The 17,474-nt window shown below is 59.7% G+C and carries 22 protein-coding genes; 21 read left to right on the top strand and 1 reads right to left on the bottom strand.

From position 1 onward, the window contains the following. Positions 1–477: 477 nt before the first annotated feature. From ACSKB9_RS10590 to ACSKB9_RS10490, 21 genes are all read left to right on the top strand, one after another. Positions 478–1,440 (top strand): DUF5309 domain-containing protein, encoded by a 963-nt coding sequence (locus ACSKB9_RS10590; protein ID WP_283069984.1) that lies wholly within the window; start codon positions 478–480, stop codon positions 1,438–1,440. 63 nt (positions 1,441–1,503) lie between these two features. Next, positions 1,504–1,854 (top strand): hypothetical protein, encoded by a 351-nt coding sequence (locus ACSKB9_RS10585; RefSeq protein ID WP_438073012.1) that lies wholly within the window; start codon positions 1,504–1,506, stop codon positions 1,852–1,854. 10 nt (positions 1,855–1,864) lie between these two features. Continuing rightward, complete coding sequence (locus tag ACSKB9_RS10580; protein WP_438073010.1) at positions 1,865–2,176, top strand: hypothetical protein; 312 nt, start codon at positions 1,865–1,867, stop codon at positions 2,174–2,176. A gap of 69 nt (positions 2,177–2,245) precedes the next feature. After that, positions 2,246–2,509 carry a hypothetical protein gene (locus tag ACSKB9_RS10575; protein WP_438073008.1) on the top strand — a complete coding sequence of 88 codons (264 nt, stop codon included), beginning with the start codon at positions 2,246–2,248 and terminating at the stop codon, positions 2,507–2,509. After that, positions 2,506–3,159 (top strand): phage adaptor protein, encoded by a 654-nt coding sequence (locus ACSKB9_RS10570; protein ID WP_438073006.1) that lies wholly within the window; start codon positions 2,506–2,508, stop codon positions 3,157–3,159. The genes ACSKB9_RS10575 and ACSKB9_RS10570 overlap by 4 nt, the downstream gene beginning before the upstream one ends. 11 nt (positions 3,160–3,170) lie before the next feature. Further along, positions 3,171–3,602 (top strand): hypothetical protein, encoded by a 432-nt coding sequence (locus ACSKB9_RS10565; protein WP_283069996.1) that lies wholly within the window; start codon positions 3,171–3,173, stop codon positions 3,600–3,602. 1 nt (position 3,603) lies between these two features. Continuing rightward, the gene (locus tag ACSKB9_RS10560; protein ID WP_438073004.1) at positions 3,604–4,422 is read left to right on the top strand and encodes a hypothetical protein; all 819 of its coding nucleotides are present in this window, start codon (positions 3,604–3,606) and stop codon (positions 4,420–4,422) included. A gap of 839 nt (positions 4,423–5,261) precedes the next feature. After that, a complete protein-coding gene (locus tag ACSKB9_RS10555) occupies positions 5,262–6,233 on the top strand; it encodes a hypothetical protein (RefSeq protein ID WP_438073002.1) in 972 nt (323 codons plus the stop codon). Next, complete coding sequence (locus tag ACSKB9_RS10550; protein WP_438073000.1) at positions 6,211–6,738, top strand: hypothetical protein; 528 nt, start codon at positions 6,211–6,213, stop codon at positions 6,736–6,738. Before ACSKB9_RS10555 ends, ACSKB9_RS10550 begins: the two co-directional genes overlap by 23 nt. Beyond that, on the top strand, positions 6,735–7,049 hold the full coding sequence (locus ACSKB9_RS10545) for a hypothetical protein (protein WP_438072998.1): 315 nt from the start codon (positions 6,735–6,737) through the stop codon (positions 7,047–7,049). The genes ACSKB9_RS10550 and ACSKB9_RS10545 overlap by 4 nt, the downstream gene beginning before the upstream one ends. Positions 7,050–8,048: 999 nt before the next feature. Beyond that, on the top strand, positions 8,049–8,627 hold the full coding sequence (locus tag ACSKB9_RS10540; protein WP_438072997.1) for a tetratricopeptide repeat protein: 579 nt from the start codon (positions 8,049–8,051) through the stop codon (positions 8,625–8,627). A gap of 55 nt (positions 8,628–8,682) precedes the next feature. After that, positions 8,683–9,108 carry a hypothetical protein gene (locus ACSKB9_RS10535; RefSeq protein WP_438072995.1) on the top strand — a complete coding sequence of 142 codons (426 nt, stop codon included), beginning with the start codon at positions 8,683–8,685 and terminating at the stop codon, positions 9,106–9,108. Between the two features lie 135 nt (positions 9,109–9,243). Continuing rightward, the gene (locus ACSKB9_RS10530; RefSeq protein ID WP_438072993.1) at positions 9,244–9,858 is read left to right on the top strand and encodes a hypothetical protein; all 615 of its coding nucleotides are present in this window, start codon (positions 9,244–9,246) and stop codon (positions 9,856–9,858) included. 794 nt (positions 9,859–10,652) lie between these two features. Beyond that, positions 10,653–11,723, top strand: coding sequence for a tail fiber domain-containing protein (locus ACSKB9_RS10525; RefSeq protein ID WP_438072991.1), 1,071 nt, complete (start codon positions 10,653–10,655; stop codon positions 11,721–11,723). Between the two features lie 561 nt (positions 11,724–12,284). Next, positions 12,285–13,484, top strand: a complete 1,200-nt coding sequence (locus ACSKB9_RS10520; RefSeq protein WP_438072989.1) for a hypothetical protein — start codon at positions 12,285–12,287, stop codon at positions 13,482–13,484. An 83-nt stretch (positions 13,485–13,567) separates the two neighbouring features. After that, entirely contained in the window at positions 13,568–14,008 is a 441-nt protein-coding gene (locus ACSKB9_RS10515; protein ID WP_438072988.1) for a hypothetical protein, read from the top strand. A gap of 119 nt (positions 14,009–14,127) precedes the next feature. After that, a complete protein-coding gene (locus ACSKB9_RS10510; protein ID WP_438072986.1) occupies positions 14,128–14,766 on the top strand; it encodes a hypothetical protein in 639 nt (212 codons plus the stop codon). 15 nt (positions 14,767–14,781) lie between these two features. Continuing rightward, positions 14,782–15,045 carry a hypothetical protein gene (locus tag ACSKB9_RS10505; RefSeq protein WP_438072984.1) on the top strand — a complete coding sequence of 88 codons (264 nt, stop codon included), beginning with the start codon at positions 14,782–14,784 and terminating at the stop codon, positions 15,043–15,045. Between the two features lie 8 nt (positions 15,046–15,053). After that, positions 15,054–15,545 carry a hypothetical protein gene (locus ACSKB9_RS10500; RefSeq protein WP_438072982.1) on the top strand — a complete coding sequence of 164 codons (492 nt, stop codon included), beginning with the start codon at positions 15,054–15,056 and terminating at the stop codon, positions 15,543–15,545. Further along, positions 15,517–15,717 carry a hypothetical protein gene (locus ACSKB9_RS10495; RefSeq protein ID WP_283070018.1) on the top strand — a complete coding sequence of 67 codons (201 nt, stop codon included), beginning with the start codon at positions 15,517–15,519 and terminating at the stop codon, positions 15,715–15,717. Before ACSKB9_RS10500 ends, ACSKB9_RS10495 begins: the two co-directional genes overlap by 29 nt. Before the next feature lie 62 nt (positions 15,718–15,779). After that, complete coding sequence (locus ACSKB9_RS10490; protein WP_438072980.1) at positions 15,780–16,769, top strand: phage tail protein; 990 nt, start codon at positions 15,780–15,782, stop codon at positions 16,767–16,769. Here the strand turns inward: ACSKB9_RS10490 and ACSKB9_RS10485 are convergent. Next, positions 16,762–17,454, bottom strand: a complete 693-nt coding sequence (locus tag ACSKB9_RS10485) for an SGNH/GDSL hydrolase family protein (protein ID WP_438072978.1) — start codon at positions 17,452–17,454, stop codon at positions 16,762–16,764. The two genes, ACSKB9_RS10490 and ACSKB9_RS10485, sit on opposite strands and share 8 nt — an antisense overlap. Positions 17,455–17,474: the final 20 nt, after the last annotated feature.

Raw genomic sequence — 17,474 nt, 5'->3', positions numbered from 1 at the left:
CGCAGCCTCGCAGTTCGACCTTTGACGTTGGTTTGTCGCCGCCACCGCAAGGCAACGCGAGCTCCTTCAACGATCGCTTTGGCGGAACTCTCTCTGTTTCGCGATTGTCGTCGCGGTGGGACCGGTTGTGATGTTAGCTCGGGTGATCATACTGCAGGACTGAATTTCGTGCGCGCTAAGAAAAATACATCTTGCGAGTTGACACGTCGGGCAACTCACTAGCATAATCTCACCATCAAAAGTTTTGAGCTCGCGCCGGGAAGCCGCCGCGGGCTTTTTCATGACGCCGACCCTGCGTGACGCGCAGGCGCCACGGCGGAGACGAAGGCGGGCCGAACCGGAAACGAGTTTCCGCGCCATCGCGCAGCCCAAGCGCTCAACCACCAAGACCATCACGTCCGCTCATCACGATGACGAACGCTCCGCCGATTGGGCGGCGCGTCCGCTCGCGTTGTCGGACAGCACAAGGACCAACACATGGCTTTGCCTACCAACACGGTGACGACCTACCAGGCGATCGGCAACCGTGAAGACCTCAGCGATATGATCTATCGCATCGATCCGACCGACACCCCGTTCATGAGCGGCGTCGACAAGGAGAAGGCCTCCGCCGTCAACCACGAATGGCAGACCCAGGCATTGGCGCCAGCCTCCAATGCCAACGCTCAGCTCGAGGGTGACGATCCCACCGCCAACGCGCTGGTGCCGACCGTCCGGCTCGGCAATCTCTGCCAGATCTCCTACAAGATGGCGCAGGTGTCGGGCACGCAGCAGGCCGTCGACCATGCCGGCCGCGACAACGAGCTTGCCTACCAGGAGATGTTGCGCGGCCTCGAACTGAAGCGCGACATCGAGACGATCCTGGTTGGTAGCAACCAGGCCAAGGTTGCCGGCTCGACCAGTGTGCCGCGCAAGACGGCGTCGGTGTTGTCGTGGGTCGTGAGCAATACGTCCAAAGGGACGGCCGGCGGCGCAGCCGATCCGGCCGCGGCCGACGGCACCGGCACGCGTACCGACGGCACCCAGCTGGCGTTTACGGAGGTGCGGCTGAAGACCGTGCTGTCGTCGATCTGGAGCAATGGCGGCAAGCCCGGCACCATCATGACCGGCGCTTTCAACAAGCAGGTGTTCTCGACCTTCACTGGGCGGTCCACCGCGATCGAGGAAGCCAAGTCGAAGAAGATCGTCGCCTCGGTCGACGCGTACGAATCCGACTTTGGCAAACTGAAGGTCGTTGCCAATCGCTTCCAGCGTCCGCGCGACGTTCTGGTGCTCGAGATGGACAAATGGGCCGTCGCCTATCTCAACGGCCGCAACATGATCTCGATCCCGCTCGCGAAGACCGGCGATTCCGATCGGCGCCAAGTGCTGGCCGAGTACGCGCTGGTCGCGCGTAACGAGAAGGCCTCCGGCGGGGTGTTCGACAACACCACGTCCTAATCCGTCATTGCGATCCGGCGGGCACCTTCGGTTGCCCGCTTTCCCTTGCTCCAGGAGGCCTCCATGCCACTTCCCGGTAATCACACTCTCAATACCGAGCACCTGACGGCCTATACGCCGTCATGCGGTGCGTCTCCCGTTGCTGCCTATATTCGGGTTCCCTTTCGTTGCCGCGTGCTGAAGGCGACGGGAATTCTGGGCGGCGCGATCACCACGGCCGACGGCACCATCTCGGTCGCCGCCAACGGCAACACGCTGACGAGCTTCACGGTGCCCCAGGCTGGATCGGCTGCGGGGCAGCTGTTCTCGGCGGTGCCGGCTTCGCCGACCTATCTCAACGAAGACGATGTCATCGTGCTGACGCCGTCAGGCGCGTCCGGCGCCGCCGTTCCCATGCATTCTCTCTCTCGGTGAGGACGGCCTGATGTCATTCTTTCCCAAACATCCGGCGTCGCGCCTCGGCGTGACGCAGACGATCGCCTACGACGCAAGCGTCGGGGCGACCAATGCGTTCGGTGCCGAGACCTACCAGCTGCGCCTGGTCGCCAACTCCGCCTGTTGCTATCGGATTGGCGACGGCACCCAGACCGCGACGACCGCCGATGTCTATCTGCCTGCGAACGTCGTCGAATACATCATCGTCAGTCCCGGGCAGCGGATCGCCGCGATCAAGGCGGCAACCAACGGCCTGGTCACGGCAACCGCCGGCATGCTCTGGGTTACGGAGATGTCGTGATGGACGGCATCCTGATCCGGCCGCATTTCGACAGCAACGGTCGCGACCTTGCGATCGAGCACGTGCAGGATGTTCGAGCCGATCCTGCAATGGAATCATCAGGCGCGTCGCGACCAGCAGCACGGCGAGTGGGGCCGGCACGTCGCGCGCATCCCCAACGTGATCTACGTCAAGTGGCTCAACGAGGAGCACGCCAGGGGCAACACGTCGGTCCGGATGTTCTCGCCCGAGTTTGATGCCATCGTGCAGCGCAAGCTCGACGATCCCGAATGGGCCTACCTGCGCACCGATCGACCGAAGCTGCAGGCCGGATGGACAGCGGAGGCCTCGTGACACAGATCGTGGACTATGCCTCCCTGCAATCGGCGGTGACGGAGTATCTGGCGCGCGACCAGGATTCCGTCCTGATCGCGCGGATCCCGACCTTCATCCAGCTTTCCGAGGCGAAGCTCAATCGGGAGCTCTTTGTTCGCCAGATGGAGCAGCGCGCCATCGCGGTCATCGAACTCACTTCCGATGAGCCCGAGTTTATCGCGCTGCCGACCGACTTCCAATCGATGCGAAGGATGCGGCTGTCGAGTGTGGCGGGCAAGCCCTGGCTCGAGTTCAAGTCGGGCACACAGCTCGACGAATACCGGTTCGGCATATCGGACGTCGCGGGACAGCCCCGATACTTCACGATCTTCGGCAGCGAGATCGAGATCGCTCCGACGCCCGACAAGGCCTACACAATCGAAATGGTCTACCGACGGGTGGTCCCGCCGCTCGCCAGCAATGATCCGAACTGGCTGCTGTCGGCCGCGCCGGATCTGTATCTCTATGGCGCGCTCCTGGAGGCCGCACCTTACCTGAAGGACGATGGACGGATCCAGACCTGGGCGCTTGGCTTCGCGGCCGCGCTCAACAGTCTCAATAATCTGGGGCTGACCTCAACTTTCAATGCCGGGCCAATGACGGTTCGCGCTTCCGGTCAGATCATCTAGGAATCACAAGCATGGCCGCCTTCAACAAGTTCAACTGTTTCGTGCAGGATGTTGCTAACGCGCTGCACGACATGAAGACCGGGACAGCACAGGTCTACAAGGTATATCTCACCAACGCGCTGCCCACCGCGACCAACACCGTCTACAATGTGCCCGCCGATCTCCCGGCCGCAAACGGCTACCTGTCGGGGGGAGCATCGATCGGCACGGTCGCGGGATCGCAAACCTCGGGCACGTTCAGGTTCTTTGGCTCAACGAACCCGGCATGGACGGCGGCCGGCGGATCGATCGGTCCGTTTCAATATGCCGTTCTCTACAACTCGACTTCCGCAACCAAGCCATTGATCGGGTGGTGGGATTACGGCACAGGCCTGGTGCTCACCAATGGCAATACCTTCACGGTCGCGCTCGACCAGATCAATGGCATCCTGACGATTTCCTGATATGGCAGCATTTCTCGACGCGTGCAGATTTTCTCCGGCATCCGGCGGCACCGCAGATTGGTTGGTCGCGGGGCCTGTCGGAGGATACATGGCGCCCGCGGCGGCAGGAGCCGTCAATGGGCGCATATACAAGTATCGCGCGGAGAGCGCGGACCTTTCCCAATGGGAGCTCGGCGAAGGTACCTGGAACGCCTCGACCGGCGTTCTGTCTCGAACCACGGTCCTGTTCAATTCGTCTGGAACGGCGTCGAAGATCAATTTCTCCGCATCGCCGCAAGTGGCGATCGTGGCTCTGAAAGAGGATCTGATCTCGATCGAGGAAGCTAACAATTTCGGCACGGCACAGCGCGCTCAGGCTCGGGCCAATATCCGAGCCAACTTGTCCGAAAACGGAATCTTCATCGTCGACCGAAATGGCACCGACCTGACCGGACTAACGGCCTCGGCGTATAACAAGATCACATGGACGAATAAGCAGGTCGATAACGAATCCTGGTTCGATACCTCGACTGGGAAGTACACCCCGCAGACCGCTGGCACCTATCTCTTTGTTCTGGATTGCACGACCGCGACAGGAACTTCTCCAACAGAGAGCTGTCAGCCGTCGCTTTACAAAAACGGCACGCGCATCAAGAACGGGGCCTACACGGCAGTTTCGGGCGGTATGTCGGGCGACAGCAACAAGCTGCTTGTTTGTGCCGTTCCGATGAACGGAAGCACCGACTACGTTGAGGCATATGTCTATATGCCAAACGGCGTCACGACACTGTTCGGTGCTACGTCAGGCACGCATTTTCAAGGCTTCAGGATTGGCGCCTAAGCGCCACCCTGTCTGCAGCTTGATCCTCGTTACGGAGTCTCGGCGATATGATGAGGTTCATCACTGAGGCGCTGCGCGGCGGCGTGCCTCTTCGAACGGCGGGGGCGGTCTAGCAAATGTCGCTGCTCGGGTTCGACGCAATCGGCCGCCTCGCTCTGGGACAGACGAGGGTCAGCGGATCGAATGTTCTGGTCTGTGGATCGGCATCGTACGCCCTAGAGGGAAATGGGACGATCCTCGGTCTTCGCGAAACGGCGGCTCCGGCAAGCTACGCGCTAGCCGCCAATGCCGTGACCTTTAATTCAAAGCTGAATGCAAGCTCGAGAAGCTACAATGAGGGCGGCGCCGCCGCTCTGTTCTCTATTGGTCTCGTGTCGTTCGCGACGAACTATGTCCTCACTGGAAATTCCGTGAGGACTGCCATGACGCTCAGCGTCGCCGTAGGCGACTACATTGTTGCCTGTAACGGAGTGGCTGGGGCGGTTGCTCTGAATGCCGGAACGGTCGCGTACCAGGTCACTGGCAGCACCGCGGCGATGGGCCGAGACTTTGTGAACTGGTGGCCGGCCCAACCTACCGCAAGCAGCTGGACTGGTGGAGTAGCGCCGTCTCCTGAGTGGACAACGAACGCGACGGTCTCGCCTGCCTGGACCACGGACGTTCCACCGATCTCGGCCTGGACGTCCCAGGCTGCTCCGGCGAGCGCCTGGACCGCTGATTCCGAGCAGGAAATTCCAGATCCAGTTGTGCACTAGCGCCGCTCTGCACAAAGCGCCCGGCATGCCGCCGGCAGTGCGTTCGCCTTGCCTGCCGTCCAATCTCCTGGAGACGATTGAAAGATGCCCTTGCTTGCCACTGGCGAGTATCGCCCCGATGTCAGCGACTATGAAGGTCAGGCGACGCGAAACATCCTCAATGTGATTCCGCGTGGTGACGGCTACGGACCATTTCCGAGTCTGTCAGCTTATGCGGCTCCGCTGCCGGCTGCTTGCAGGGGAGCCTTCTACGCGCTGAAGTCCGACGGCACGGTGGTCACTTTCGCAGGAACCAGCAACAAGCTCTACAAGCTCAACAATACTGATTTTACCTGGGCCGATGTGTCGTCAGGCGGCGGCACATATAGCGCGCTGAGCGCCAACGCGCAGTGGCAATTCGCGCAGACTGGAAACTTCGTATTCGCGACGCAGGCGAACACGACATTGCAGATGTTCGACCTGTCGTCGGCCTCGACCTTCGGCAATGCGCTCGGCTCGCCGCCTCAGGCGGCCTACATTGGGGTCGTCGGCCGGTTCCTGGTGCTGTCCGGATTGCTCTCGAACCCTTATCGGATTCAGTGGTCGGGGCTGAACAATTTCAACGCAGTCGACAGCTGGATCAGCGGCATCAAGTCCTCCGATTTTCAGGACTTTCCCGACGGCGGCATCGTTCGCGGTGTCGCCGGCGGCGAGGCGGGGATCATCTTTCAAGATCAGGCGATCCGGCGGATGTCCTACGTCCCGGGTTCGCCGATCGTGTTCCAGATCGATCGCATCACGCAGGACAAGGGCCTTTACGCGCCGTACTCGATCATCCGGGCCGGCGAACGCATCTTCTTCTACGCGGGCCAGGGCTTTCACAAGATCGAGCCGGGCGGTGTGCCGGAGCAGATCGGCCGCGAGAAGGTCGATCGCACGTTTCTGGCGGATCTCGACAAGGGCAACCTGCAGCTTTTCATGGGCGCGGCCGATCCGCGCAGCACCCGCGTGTACTGGGCCTACAAATCGGTCTCCGGCGCCGTCGGGAATACCTATGAACAAGCTGCTTGGCTATGACTTCCTGCTTGATCGATTCTTTCCTGTCTCGATGACCGGAGAATATCTGCTGGGTGTCTCGCAGACCGGTCTGACGCTGGAAAACCTTGACACCATCTCGTCCTCGCTCGATGCGATGACATTGAGTCTCGATGCCTATGCCACGGCGGTGCAGCCTGAAATCGCGCAGTTCAACAATGCGCATGTGCTCGGCTTCTTTCGCGGCCAGAACCTGGAAGCGACGCTGGAAAGCGCAGAGCAGGGCAGTGACGAAAACCGGATCACGATCCGCGGCTTCAGGCCGATCACCGACGCCCCCACGCTCTACGGGGCCGTCTCATCCCGCGATACGCCTTCCGCGATTGCAGTCCCCGGCACTGAGGTGCTTGTGAATGCCAGGACCGGACGCTGCGACATGATGCAGGATACGCGCTACTCGCGGTTCAAGGTGCGGATCCCCGCGGCAACCCAGTGGACCTTCTGCGCCGGCGTCGTGCCGGACGTGATCGCGAGCGGCGAGCTATGACGGCGTACGTTCCAGGCATCACCGAGACCGACCTGAAGAAGATCGTACTCGCCATCCAGGGCCTCGCCGCCGGTCGATCGAACGCGGTCGGGACGGTAACGCTCGCGGCGGGGGCATCGACAACGACGGTGTCGACACCGAACGCTGCATCAGGCTCGACGCCGATCCTAACGCCAGCTTCGGCAAATGCCGCGACAGAGCTTGGCAACGGCACGCTCTACGTCAGCGCCGTGGCTAATGGATCGTTCACGATAACGCATGTGAACTCGGCGACGGCTGGGCGGACGTTTTTTTACGCAGTGCTGGGTTAAGACTGACAAAGCGTCCCCAGCCGCGTTCGCGCGCCGGTACGCCCTCACAGGCAATCGACAGCTCTTACCTTGAGCGATCTATCTACGCGCGACGCAGTGCCGCGCGTCAATGATGGATGGCGCTTTCATTTCAGCGAGGGAATCAACCAATGGCTCCACCACTTAGACTAGGCCCTGGCGTGTTTGGAAGGGGGCTCCCCTTTCCACCTCCGCCGACTTTCGGACCATCCGATTCAACTCAGCTAATTCCAATGCCGTCGATGCCGCCGTTACCCAACACTTGGCGCTACGGATGGCTCGCGGCCACGCTCTGGCCACGGCTCCTTCGACAATCAATGACGGGCCAGCCCTTCGTCGATAGCAATGATGTTCCGGCGCTGCGCGACTTGGACAATTCAATCGGCAGTCCAGAAGGATCGAAGCGCGACTCTGGTGGGGACCAGCCGCCGTATCAGCCGCCAGGCCTGCCAGTAGGTCTGCTTGGCCTAATTCTGAAACACGAGCAATTGCGGCAATCGGGGTCCGGCGACGAGAGTGAGAGTTCATCGAGTTCGCCCAACCAAGATACCAGAGAACTTGTGCGCGTTCCAACCACTATGTCGTCCATCTCTAAGCGGGTGGCTCGCAACAAGAGTGCTTCCGGTGGTTCGGGGCGGGGTAACAACGGCGGCAAACGTTCGGGCGGAGGCGACGACGACGATTACTGTCTGAGTCGGAAGAACGAAGAAGAAAACGAGTGTCACCAGCGATGGCGAGATGACGAGTTTGCTCATCCCGATCACTACCAAGGATGTAAGCAGCGAGCTGCCATCCGATGGGACATGTGCAATAGGAATGGTGGTCGACCGGCGCCTTCCGAACCCCCTAGATGGAAACTCGACCCCGACGAGGAAGTCTACCGGAACCACGGCCGATGACTCTAGTGATGTGCGAGATCGCGCCATCTAGTTGACAGCAGGTCGAAGGTTTGTTTCGATCAGGCAGTCTCGCGACGGTACCATGCGTGTGGTGACTGGACCGCCCAATTCATTGCAGGATCTGGACGAGTGGATCAAGCGCCTGCGGCGCGAGAGACCACTCGGGGAGGTCATTCGTACCGTCACGGACAGTGTGGCGATGGCGCAAGGCGATAACCATCGTTTTTTAGGCTATGAATTGGTGTTGCTACTGCGGGAAGCTAGACGAGATCTGGATGCCTTGCTGATCCTCGACGAGCTTTTGCAGCGTCACCCGAGTGATGTTCGCCCTGCGATTACCAAGGCGACTATCTGTTTCTACTCCCTCAACCAAGCGGAACAAGCCTTGGTTTGGATCGATGTCGCCTTGGGGCGAGCGAACCAGACCGGATTTTTCCAGAGAGAAGCGCTTGGCGAAAAGGCTCGGATCCTCCTAAAGCTCGGCCGAGGTGAGGAGCTATCAGATGTGCTCGAAGAGATCATGTCTGTGCAAGTCGCTGCGGACAAACCGGACGTCGCTCGCGAACGAGACTTCGTTGATCGCGCTCCGGCTGGACTTATCCGGAAGAACGTTCTCGACCGCTATAATGAGTTTTGCCCAAGACGCGTAGGAGAAGGCTGACGACCCTCCACCGTTCGGGCGCCGGACGATGAGACCAAAAGCACGAATGTGGACCATGAATGTGCGTCAATCATGTTCGCTCGTTTGTGTCCCTCCGGAGCAGGTCCGCACAGTTTGGCCCCATGCCAGACCACTACTGTGGGCAGCTTGTCGCCGAACGACGCTCAACGCGTTAGCCGATGTCGAAGCGGACATTCTCTCTGGACGCAGCCTTTTATGGCTCGCCTGGGACGGTCGGACAATCCAAGCGGCAGCTGCGACAGTCCTGATCAACTCCGATATCGGCAAAGTTTGCGTCATTACTGCGTGTTGCGGCACTGGCGTGAAGCGCTGGTTGCCGCTGCTCGATGGGATCGAATCTTATGCGAGAGACGAAGGCTGCGCGCGCGTCAGGATCTACGGTCGTAAGGGCTGGCTGCGCGTGCTCGACGGGTATCGTGCGAAGCATATCATCATGGATAAGGAAATTGCGGTTTCGTAAGCGGATTGACAAATGTTCATGCTTTGTTCTAAGCTGGAGATCGCGTCATCTTTGGGCTCAACAAAGTGCAGGTAGAACGTGTTTGGCTTCCGCGGAGCAAATGTAGCGTTTGCGGCCCTCGCCTGGATACTTCCGATGAGTGCGGAGGCTTCACATGCCCAAGTGCCAGAGGCGGAGAAGCAGGTCTATTCCGAGGCATTGGCGTTCTGCCAAGAGATCAAGACGAGCTCACGGATATTTCAGCAGGAGAGGGCGAGTCCGCTGACGCTCCGATCCGACAGGAAGGTCCTGTGTATCAACGACTGGATATTTTCTGAACAGGAGATCTTGGTTGCAGACAGCCTGGAGCAGGGCGGATATGCCGTAATCCACGGATTTGGTGGTGAAGTCTCGCCGACGATTGCGCTTGCCGAGATACTCAAGAGCAGGCAAGCGATCGTCATTGTTCGTGACTACTGCTTCGCGGCATGCGCCAACTATCTGCTCTTTGCGTCGGCAGAGGCATTTGTGCCGCGAGATGCCATTGTTGCGTGGACCAATTTAAAAGCAGGGCTGAGTAACGAATGTTTCGGATTTGCGGAGAAGCCGGGTTCTGACGCACAGCACTTTGGCGCTTATCCATGTGTTCCTGGCTCGGTCGGTGCCCAAGGCCAGGCACGGGCCGATCTCAAGAGTAAGTTCTATTATTCAAGGGGCTTTCCGGCTCAATTCAAGGAGCCACCTGAAAGTACCGCGATCAGAAGATCCTGAAGCGGAAGTTTGACGAGACAGGAGTGCCTCCAGCAGACCTCGCTTGGACATGGAATCCGCGATATTCCGCGAGCCTAAAGACGAAGCTGATCTATGAGGCATATCCACACAGTCAGGACGAGATCGACGCTGTCCTGGCCCGACACGGCCTGTCGCAGTCGGTAATCTACGACCCTTAGTTGGTTTGTCCTCAACAAGCACGATCCTTTTGGAGCGGCATCCAGTCGATGAGAAAGAGCGGCGTGTCCTCGATGCACTCTGCTCTTTCGGCTCGTCGGCATCGCTCCACGCGCGCGTCTGGCAAATCATGGAGTGAGTTCATGACGGCACGGTCTAAAGACAACGCCTATCGAGTGCCCAACTTCGGAACTGATGGTGCGATCCCGAAGGAGTCGTGGTCTGGCATTGGCGACCGGGTTCCAGATATCTACGGGCCAGTGCCGCGGATACCGGGATATCCGTGGTGGATTGATCCGTGGTTACCACCTCCACCAGCGCCTGCGCCCTCGCGGCCAAAATTTCCGTCGCTGCCGGATATTCCAGACCGCACCGTTGCTTCGTCGTCGCGGATGGCGGCAACCGAAAGCGCGGGAGGTCTTCTTCGTTTGCTTCACGACGTGATGCGACACAGGACGACGTAGCCACCACCATCATAGCGGAATTCGCGGCGCCGCGCTTTCACGGGTACTGGTCGGCAACGGTTCGCGACCTGGTCTCGCCGTCGACATCGTTGCGCACCACGTCGCGCCTCGCACCTATAGGCTGAACACAATCATTGATCTCAGGAGCACCTGATGGGTGGACAATCCTCATCGACCCAAACACAACAATCGCAGACCACCCCATGGGCAGCTGCGCAACCGATGCTGCAAAGCATTCTCAACCAGCTCGGTACGGGCCTGAACAACACAGGGCTGACGGCAGCGGAGAGCGGCGCGCTCAATACGCTCCAGGGCAATGCCGCGTCGGGGAATCCCTACGCGGGACAGGTTGGAGGATACGCACAATCGCTTTTGAACGGCGGCGGCGCGAATGCGCAGGCCGGAAACGTGCAAGATAATCTTGCCACGTTACAGCGGCAGCTCACGCCGTATGCCAATGGCAGCATGATCGGCAACAATCCGGCGCTAACCGCTCAGCTGGCGCAGATACAGAGCGATGTTGGCAACAGCATCAATTCGCAGTTCGCGGCGGCCGGCCGCGACCTCAGCGGCGCCAACCAGATGGCTTATGGGCGCGGGGTCGCTGCGGCCGAGGCGCCTGTGATCGCGGCACAGTACAACCAGGATGTCACCAACCAGTTTAATGCGGCGAACGCGCTCTACGGAGCCGGCAACACCACTGCGAATACGCTGAGCGGTATGCAGCAGAACTATCTCACCAACCAGGGGCAGGGCGTCTCGGCCGCGCAATCTGCGCTCGATGCCCAGAACTACGGCGCCAACGCAACGTTGGCCGAGGAGGCGCAGCGCCGCGGCATTCCGGTGCAAGCGTTGAGCCTGCTCGCCCAGATCGGTGTGCCGATCGCGCAACTCGGCCAGCAGAGCAATGGGACGACGAACACCACCCAGCAGATGTCCGGGGCACAGCAGTTTGGGGCGATCGCCAACGGCATCGGCAGCCTGTTCAAGTTCACGCCGTCCGACATGCGGCTGAAGGAAGATATCGCACCCGTCGGCACGCTATTCGATGGGACGCCCGTCTACAGCTATCGCTACAAGGGAGCGCCGGCCTACCACATCGGCCTGATGGCGCAGGATGTGGAACGGACCGCGCCGCATGCCGTCCTGGACATCAATGGCTACAAGGCTGTCGATTATCACGCCGCGACGGAAACCTCTCGCAAGCTCGGCGAGGTGTGCTGATGGGATTGCTTGACGATTATTTGAGCTTTGATCCGAGGCTTTTCGATCCGGCTGGAGGATTGTATGGTCGGCTGGTCTCCCTGCAGCCGCAGTTGAGTTTCGACCAGCCCGCGCAGGGCTCGCCTTTCCCACCGGTCCCCGGCGCCGGGAGTTCGGGTCTACCGGCAAGCAACCGCGACACAGCGTCGCCAGATGGACCGAGCGCACCGGGGGCGCCTCAAACGCCGTCGAGCTGGCCGCGCGACGATGGGCAGACGCTCAACATGCGTATTGGGGATTACTGGATGCCGCAGTTCGGCCGCGCGGAACCTTCCGCGCCGGTCGCCGCTCCCACATTGGGTGATCGATTGAATGCCGGCTTTCAGAGTTGGGCTCATACCCCGCTAGGTAATCCATTCGCGGCTCTTGCCAACGGCTTGACGGGATTTAACACCGGCCAGCGTTCGGTCGAGCAGACTGGTCGAACCGCCCCTGCGTTTCCCGACAATCAAGAGGCGCCAACACTGGGGGTTGCGCCCGGTCGAAGCCCTGGCGCTTACCTGCGGAGGAGAGGTCTGAACAATGGCCGATGAACCCAGCAACGATCTTACGGGCGCTGCCCATGATTTGGCAGTGGCAGGCTACAAGCCGATGCCGGATCGCAGAGCGGACGAAGAGGAGCCGATCGGGAGCGACAATGCATCGCTTCGCGAGGCCGCAGAGAAGATCTCGGAGCAGTCTGAGGACGTAGTTGTCCGGCAATATCGGGACGCGGAGGGGAAGCCGGCGGCGGCGAACGAAGCGGTAACGTTGCGGCGTGCCAGCCGCGATTACGCCGCTGCCGTCGCGGCCGAGAAACTGATCGCCGACGGCGAAGACGCCGAACGATTGGCCGAGCGGGTTGACGCACTGCGCATGGAGGCGCTCGCAAGCGACCCGGAGGCGGCCGAGTTCTACGGCTTAGATCTGTCTGAAGCCGATGTCGCGGAGGCCGGGCGAAGCAACGGCGACGTGAGGACGCAAGATGCCGACACAGACGTCAACTTCAACGAAGGGCTCGATCCTGCGCTAGCGAGAGCTCTGGAGCACCCGCAAGTGCGCCAGGCGATCGACGAGGAGATCGCAGAGACGCACAAAGTCCGCCAGGGCTATCTTGATGCCCTTACCGGTGCGACGCAGATCGCGCAGGCGAGCTTCATCAATCAATTTCCCGAGCTCGTCGGCATCCCGCTCGAGACCTTGCCTGGCGTCCTCGAGCAGATGTCGCGGCACGAGCCGGCCAAATTTGCGCGCGTTCAGAGCGCGATCGCGGCAACGGACCAGCTTCTTGCACAACGTCAGCAGGAGAGCCAACGGCAGGCTGAAGCCGCGTATCACTCTTTTCGCGCTCACGCGAAATCAGAGGACGCGCGGTTTGATGCGATGTTGAAAGGAGAGCCCGTCGAAACCCAGCGCGCCGTGATGCAGGAGATCATCGCATCGGCCAAGGCGAGTGGACTCGAGGCTTCCGAGTTGACGTATTTGCTCAACACCGAGCCGCTGATGCGCAACGCCACCTTTCAGCGGATGATGTATGACGCGGGAAAATATCGCCTGATGATGAAGGCGAAGGATGCCGTCACCACCAGACCGCTTCCGCCGGTGCAGCGACCGGGCGCCGCGGCATCGCGTGGCGAGCGCGAGAACGTGGATCTTCGAGCGCTCAATGCAAGGCTTTCGAGCACTGGCGATATCAAGGATGCGGTAGCGCTTTATCATGCGCGAAGAGGTGCCAGGCGGTGAAGCGCACCGACTACGGTAGGCTCGTCAACCTTGACAATGTTCTCTGTATGTTCTACTTCGATTGCCGAATTTGACGGAATGCCATGCAAGGCGAATTTTCAAATTTGAGCTCGACGTTGCCGAGATGGGCAGCCTTGCTGGTCATTGCTATCTTCTGGTTGCTACTCGTGCCAGCCGCACGTGCAGGTGACTACGCAGTTGCTTACGCGCTTGATGTCGGAGGTCGCCAGGAAACCGGCATTGTCGACAAGTGCAATACTGAAACGACTTGCAATATCGAGTTCAAGACTCAGCTGATCTCGATCAAGCTGTCTTTCTTTGAACGCGACAAGAAGGCCAAGATCGCGATTCACGGTGCGCAACCGGGTTGCTGCTTCTTCTATGGCGGCACGACGTCGGTGTCGCGTGACACTGGTTCTCTGATCGGCCTTACCGTCTATGAGGGGCACCAGCGCAGGGGAAACGAGTTCGTTGTGAATTTCCACATCGGCACCCTGTTCCTGAGATTCGCTCAGGCGGATTAGAGATCGCCGGCTGAGCCGCCGACATTGTTCTTCCAAGCAACTGGCCGCAGGCTCCGAAGGTCTGACCTTCCGAGGCATCGGGGTCGCATGCATTGTAAGAGCCAATATGGAGAAACAGGATGGCGGAAATTGAGAGGAAATACCTTGCGCCACTCAATCCGAGGACGGTGATCAACGAGGCGGATCGGCGGCGGGTCTATGACATCGTTCGCGGGCAATTGTCCGATCTTATCGTCGGCGATCAGGCTTATTATCCCGATGGCGTGCAGAAGGATAATCAAGCCCGCGCTGACGCTGTGGATGGCTACATCGATTCGATCGCGGCCTTGCGCGGTCAGATCGATGATCCATCGGACATTCTGGGCGGACTGCTCTCAGATCTTGGGAAATATGCCGACGCAATCAAGAAGCGCATCGGCCGTGAATCGCCGATCGACCATATCGAGCTTCCTCCGGGATTGACCCCGCAAGCTCCGGACAAGGACTGGCTTTACGTTGATCCTGACCACGGTCCATTCTCGCCGCCAAGCCCACTATCGACAAGTCGAGATCCAAGGGAGATCGGAGTTTCGTTTCGGTTACCCGGCGGTGATGGCGAACTCAGGCGGCATCCGCAAGGGAGTTCTGGTTCGCCGATGCCGACGAACGGTGGAAGTGCGGATAAGGGCCTCCCGCGTTTATCAATTGCGAGCGGATTGGTTAGTGGACAACCGATGCGACAGTTGCCGGTCGGCCTCCCGATTTTCTTGCGGTCTTGAGCCTGAGGTTCGCAGATGACAGACGATCGAGATTTTCTCCAGCAAGCCGAATCCATCACGGAAAAGGCCTGTGGCCAGCCCGCTACCGTTAGCGAGATCGCCGACAACTTTGCCCTTTATGGATTGAGCAAGCGCGTGGCCGCCCTGGACAGGCTCGATGCGGAGCTCGCCGGAGAGATCAATTCGGGTTCGCATAGCCTTCGGCGCCACGTGCGCCTTCAGGAGCTGCGGCGCAGGATGACCGATCTCCATCATGCGTTGCGCAGGGCGAAGCGCTGAAGCGGGCGATGGTCAATCCTGTGTTGGCAACGCTCGCGCAAGCTCGCTTGCGTGCCGCACCAATATTTGTTCGCTGGTGTGAGTTGCACGGCGCGGTTCCGTATCCCGCAGCGCCAGCCGTCGTTGCCCGGTTCGTGGTCGACTGTGCATCCCTTGGCGTCGAGCGGCTGTGGCCGGCGGTGCAGGATATCTCGAAACTGCATGTGTCGGCGGGTCTTGCCGACCCAACGCTCGGAGGCCCGGCTGCTGCGGCAATCGCGCATATTGCAGGAATTGAACCGCCGAGATCCTGGCCGGACGATCGCAAGACGCGCTTCCGGTCACTGCCTTACGATGTGCAGATATTCATTGCAGCCCATGAGGCGCGTCGCGACAAGGCGTTGCGGCGCGCCCAGAACGAAGCGGCCGCGGCGCTGAAGCGATTTGAAGCGCTGCAGCGTACGTCCAGCGCACAGCCAGAGAGGACCAGAGATGAAGCCAGCCCGCACGCCACCAATTGAAAGCCGTATCAGTGAACTTCGTGCCGAAATTGAAGCCATCATCGATGCACGTGCGCAGGCCGTAGCCAGGGAAAGCCCCGGCGTGCCCATCGGCGTGATCCGCAACCTTCTGATCGCGCGGGCTCCTGCCTGCCCGTGCGCCCAATATCTCCAGCTCGGTCGTGCGGAATAACGGAGAGGCTGCCGCTCATCGACGAGAGCTGGCCTCGCAAAAATTCATCAAGGGAAAGTACCATGACTCTCTACAAGTGGTCCCGGGTTGCGGCCTCGGATGCAACCGCAGATAGCTCGATCAATTGGCAGGAGGGGCAGGCGCCTTCGAGTGTCAATGACTCCGCGCGCGCGATGATGGCGGCCACAGCAAAGTATCGCGACGATATCGCCGGCGCGATTGTCACGACCGGATCCAGCACATCTTATGCGCTGTCTAGCTATCAGCAATTCGACACCTTCACGAACATGAACAGTACGATGATTGCCTTCACGCCGCACGTCACAAACGGCGGAGTAACCGTCATCAACGTCGACGGGCTCGGCAACCGTCCGTTGAGAACTGCGCCCGGCGTCGAATTGCAGGCCGGAGTTATCATCCAGGGTACGCCCTATGCGGCGACTTACAATAACTCTGATGCAGTGTGGTATCTGCACGGCTTTTTTGGCAATCCATACAACGTGCCACTTGCGGCCGGCATGGATTATTGGGCGCCTACCGCTCCGAACAGCTCGTTTGTTTTTCCAGTCGGGCAGGCGATCTCGCGCATGACCTATGCGACGTTGTTTGCGCTGGTCGGAACGCTTTATGGAGCAGGTGACGGTTCGACCACGTTCAATCTACCCGACAAGCGAGGACGTGCCTCAGTTGCAGCAGATGGCGGCGCTGGTCGGATCACGGGAGCAGTCTTCTCTAGTCTCGCTCTCAGCGGAACGGGCGGTTCGCAGGCGCAAACGCTGATCGCGGGGCAAATTCCCCAAATTTCATCGTCAGTAACAGTGACTACATCAAGTTCTACTTTTCTGACCGCTCCATCGACCGGCTTCGGCATCTCAGCTTTCAGCGGAAGTCCGGGTAGTCAGGTGTGGCAGGCATTTCAGCAAGGTGCATCGATCGTCCCAGTCGCGAGCATTACGTCGACTGGTACCGCAACATCCACAAACACAGGCAGCTCACCTGTCATTACAGTCCAACCCTCGATTGTGTGTAACTATATCATGAGAATTATTTAGTGCATTCGACGGCAACGGCTTCAAAGATCGGCGAGAGCCATCGTTTATAGCCATTCCGGGAAAGATGTATCCCATCGATTGTGTTCGGCCCCTCGGAAGTTTCTGGAGCTACATATGGGATATGCCGTGCCGCTGCGATCTCGGAAATAGTTCGATTGTCGACCTCTAGTTGCTTCGGATCAAAAGCTCGGGAAGCGGTGCTATCTTCCATAGCTGGAGCGCCAACGAGAATGCGCTTCTGGGCTGGAATAGCATCAATCAGCGCTTCATAGTTTTCTCGAAATGATCCGTTGTTCAGCGTCGCGTCGTTCGTCCCAATCGCAATGACGACAAGAAAGATTGGACCGAACAATTCCTTCGCCAGATCGGCATAGGAAGCGGCCCTCATGCCTCCGATACCAGCATTGACGACTTGATGACCGCAAATCTGGGTAGGAAGAAGCGCGCCCTCGGTAAGACTGTCGCCTACGAATACGATCGGGGAGTCGGCTTGCGCCAGCTGGCTCTTGATTGCGAAAGTCCGGACTTGGATGCGATTGTTTTCTGCGCGGATGGTTTCATTCAAACCATCGACTTTGATGCTGAGAACCTTGACACGGCTGCTGATCGTGTTGACGCGCTCATATGCCCATCCGAAACCGGTGATGGCGACGGCAACCAAAACCCACGGCAAGCAGCGCAACATGCGCCTTCCTACCACTGCAT

This window comes from Bradyrhizobium sp. BR 1433 (assembly GCF_051547665.1).
Lineage (GTDB): Bacteria > Pseudomonadota > Alphaproteobacteria > Rhizobiales > Xanthobacteraceae > Bradyrhizobium > Bradyrhizobium australafricanum.
Note: the sequence above shows the minus strand (reverse complement) of the source record. Positions and strands in the feature narration are given on the sequence as shown.